This is a genomic window from Bacteroidota bacterium, from assembly GCA_030706565.1.
In the GTDB taxonomy this organism is placed as follows: Bacteria; Bacteroidota; Bacteroidia; order Bacteroidales; family JAUZOH01; genus JAUZOH01.
This window is the reverse complement of the sequence record JAUZOH010000389.1, coordinates 1-3,518: the sequence shown is the minus strand read 5'-3', so window position 1 is coordinate 3,518 and position 3,518 is coordinate 1. Positions and strand designations below refer to the sequence as shown.

Sequence of the window (3,518 nt, the reverse complement as noted above, 5' to 3'; positions counted from 1 at the left end):
GCAAGTTGAAAATGGTTAATTTCAACAATCCATATTTTACGATAGATGCTTCATCGCATATCGTTGCCTCCGACCTGCTCAATTATCTTCCCATTGATACCATTGAAAAAGCCGAGGGAACAATTGATGCCAAACTTAAAATTTCCGGGAAACCTAAAAGTTATGCCCAGATTTCCAGAAATGATATTTTAAACGCATTGATTCAGGGGGAAACGGTTTTTCATGACGTAAGTCTTAAGGTGAAGGGTAATCCTTATACTATTTCAGGAATATCCGGGAAATTACTGGCAAATCATGATGTAAAGCTGGACAATCTGACCTGTAACATTGCCGGGAATGATTTTACAATTAATGGACAGGCCATCAATCTTATGCCATTTTTGCTTGACAATGGCAAAAAGCAAACAGTGACTGTTGATGGGGATATTTATTCCCGTTATCTGGATGTCAATCGTTATCTGACCACTACCAAACAAGGGAAGCAATTGAATGTTCCTGCAAAAATCCTGTTCCCTGAGAATGTTTTACTGGACCTGAACTTCAGGGTGGATAATTTTACCTATAATCATTTTAAAGGGAATTATGTAAAAGGAAAATTGAATTATCATCCGACATTCTTTACTCTTCGTTCAGTATCCCTTCATTCGGTAGACGGAAAAATGTCGGGAGGTGGAGCAATCATTCAGACCTACGACAAAAATTTTATTATTCAATGTCAGGCAAAATTGGATAATATAGACATTAGAAAGTTATTTTATTCGTTCAATAATTTTGGGCAGAAATTTTTACTTGATAATAACCTTAAAGGAACTATCAGCGGAGATTTTGATTTCTCTTCCGAATGGACAAAAAATATGAGAATCATTCCCGACAAGATAGTTGGCCAGGGATCATTTAATATACAGAATGGAGAATTGATTCAATTTGAGCCCATGTTGGGTTTATCCAGATTTATTGCACTTTCAGAATTGCGCGATGTCAAATTCTCTACTCTTAAGAATGAAATTTACATCAAGGACAGTAAGGTGATTATTCCTCAAATGGATATCAATTCTTCGGCCATCAACCTTACAGGTTCCGGAATACATGGTTTTGATGGCAAATATTCATATAAGGTAAAACTTGCCTTAAGCCAGGTATTGTGGAGGAAAACGAAACATCATAAAAATCAGGAAAGTGAATTTGGACCGGTAGAGGATGACGGTTTGGGCAATACGAGTGTCTATCTCTCAATTGACGGGACTCCCGGAAATTGCAAAGTAAAGTACGATACAAAAATGGCCAAGGATGTTTTAATCCAGCATATCAAGAGTGAAAAGAAAGTCCTTAAGGGAGTGCTTCATGATGAATTTGGATGGTTCAAAAAAGATACTACCCTGACAAAAGGTGAAAATGAAAAGGTAAGCAAAAAACCTTTCCGGGTGCAATGGGATGATGAGCAGGAAAAACAATCAAATTCAAATCAAAATAAAACAATTAAAAAGAATCGACAACGTTTCAATATTCAATGGGACGATAAGTAGTAAAATGAGATGAATTTTTTGAAAACAAAAGTATTTCATTTATTCAATATAGATTCTAATATTTATAGCCAGAGGCAAAGATGGAAATATCTGCTATTGGTTTTTGCTGTATTTATAGGTATTTCGTCACTTTTATATACCAATAAGCTGGTTCAGAAACTTTCGAATGAAGAACGTAAGAAAGTGGAATTATGGTCTGAAGCCACCAAAAAGCTGATAGAAATTGATTTATCCGACAAAGATCTCAGTTTCATGCTGAAGGTGATAGAAGACAATAAGACGGTTCCGGTGATATTGACCAATAGCCATGGGAGAATAATATCCGCCAGGAATCTTGATTCGCTGCGGATAGATGACACCAGGTATCTGCGCCGCCAACTGAGTATTATGAAGGAACAACGCCCCCCCATTGTCATCGATTTGGGTAATGACGAAAAAAATTATATTTATTACAAGGATTCCACCATTCTCACCCAACTTTCTTACTATCCTTATATACAGTTGTCCATTATTTCCCTGTTTATACTGGTTTCATATTTTGCTTTCAGCAGTTCCCGTAATGCTGAGCAGAATAAGGTTTGGGTTGGTTTATCAAAAGAAACTGCCCATCAGTTGGGAACTCCGACTTCTTCTCTGATGGCATGGGTGGAACTGCTGAAAGTAAAAAATATTGATCCTTCTATTGTAAATGAACTTGGGAAAGACGTGAACAGATTAAAAATAATCACCGAGCGTTTTTCAAAAGTCGGGTCTAAGCCCATTCTTTTGCCTGGGGATATTATCGAAGTTCTGGAGAATGCCATTCAGTACATTAAAACCCGATATTCCCAAAAAGTGCAGATTAAGTTTAAATATGAGGAAGGGCAACAAATATTTATACCCCTGAATATATCCTTGTTTGAATGGGTAATTGAGAATATATGTAAAAATGCTGTTGATGCCATTGAAGGGACAGGAACCATTAGCATTTCCATAACAGAATTTGCAAGAAGCCTTGTTGTAGATATCAGTGATACAGGCAAAGGTATTCCAAAATCAAAATTTAAGACTGTATTTAAGCCCGGTTATACCACAAAACAAAGGGGATGGGGGCTGGGTTTGTCCTTATCGAAAAGGATTATAGAAGAATACCACGACGGGAAAGTATTTGTCTACAAATCAGAAATTGACAAAGGCACTACTTTCCGGATACTTTTAAAAAAATAGCTGAGGTTATTTAGGTACGGCCAAACATAAATTGTCCTACTGAGGCAAAACTGGCTTTGGGATTAAAAGTTATAACCGGTATCTGGTAGGGATTAACCAATGTTTTCTGTTCGGGAGCCCCCAACATGTAATCGGCAAAGGTAATATACTTGGTGGTTAGGGTCAATAACACATCAGCATTAATCTCGTGGGCAAATTCTATGGTTTTTTTTGAGAAACTTCCTCCATGTTTTGAATTGTGTAGTTCATATTGCAAATTATATTGGTTGAGAAAGCGTATGGCAAAATTTTTATTGACATTAACTTTTTGAACCAATGACCTATCATTGGGGGTATCCAAAAAAAGATGAATGGTAGAATTGAAAAATTTTCCAAATCCTATAGCGCCATAAAGCATCTCTTTGTTTTCGTTCTTAAAATCTATAGGATAAACGATATGGGCAAATTCCTCATCCGGCTTTGGTTTTCTTTGAACCACAAAAAATGGGACTTCAGAGCCTATGATAACTTTCAAAGCCCAACTGCCAAAAATTTTTTGATAACCTTTTATCCCATGGGTCCCCATGAAAACCAGAAAGGGTTTTGTATCGGTCGCGTAGTTCGAAATGGTTGAAAAAATTGAACCTTCTTTAGTTACAAAGGTAGTTTGAATGCCACTTTTTTGAGTAGCCTTTTCCGTAATGGTACTTAATTCCTGTCTGATTCTTTCTTTTTCAGGTTGGGGGAGATTTGGCTTGATTACATGAATCAACTGAATTACCTTAAATAGTTTTTTGGCAATGACCGTAG

The 3,518-nt window shown here is 36.7% G+C and carries 3 protein-coding genes; 2 read left to right on the top strand and 1 reads right to left on the bottom strand.

Annotated features, from left to right (window positions below; genetic code table 11):
• Both Q8907_14530 and Q8907_14525 read left to right on the top strand, forming a co-directional pair.
• Window positions 1-1,523, top strand: a 1,523-nt coding sequence (locus Q8907_14530) for an AsmA-like C-terminal region-containing protein (protein MDP4275488.1), incomplete at its 5' end; no start/stop codon positions are given.
• Between the two features lie 18 nt (window positions 1,524-1,541).
• A complete protein-coding gene (locus Q8907_14525) occupies window positions 1,542-2,729 on the top strand; it encodes a HAMP domain-containing sensor histidine kinase (protein ID MDP4275487.1) in 1,188 nt (395 codons plus the stop codon).
• Between the two features lie 10 nt (window positions 2,730-2,739).
• Here the strand turns inward: Q8907_14525 and Q8907_14520 are convergent.
• Window positions 2,740-3,518: universal stress protein (locus tag Q8907_14520; GenBank protein ID MDP4275486.1), on the bottom strand; the 779-nt coding region annotated here is incomplete at its 5' end.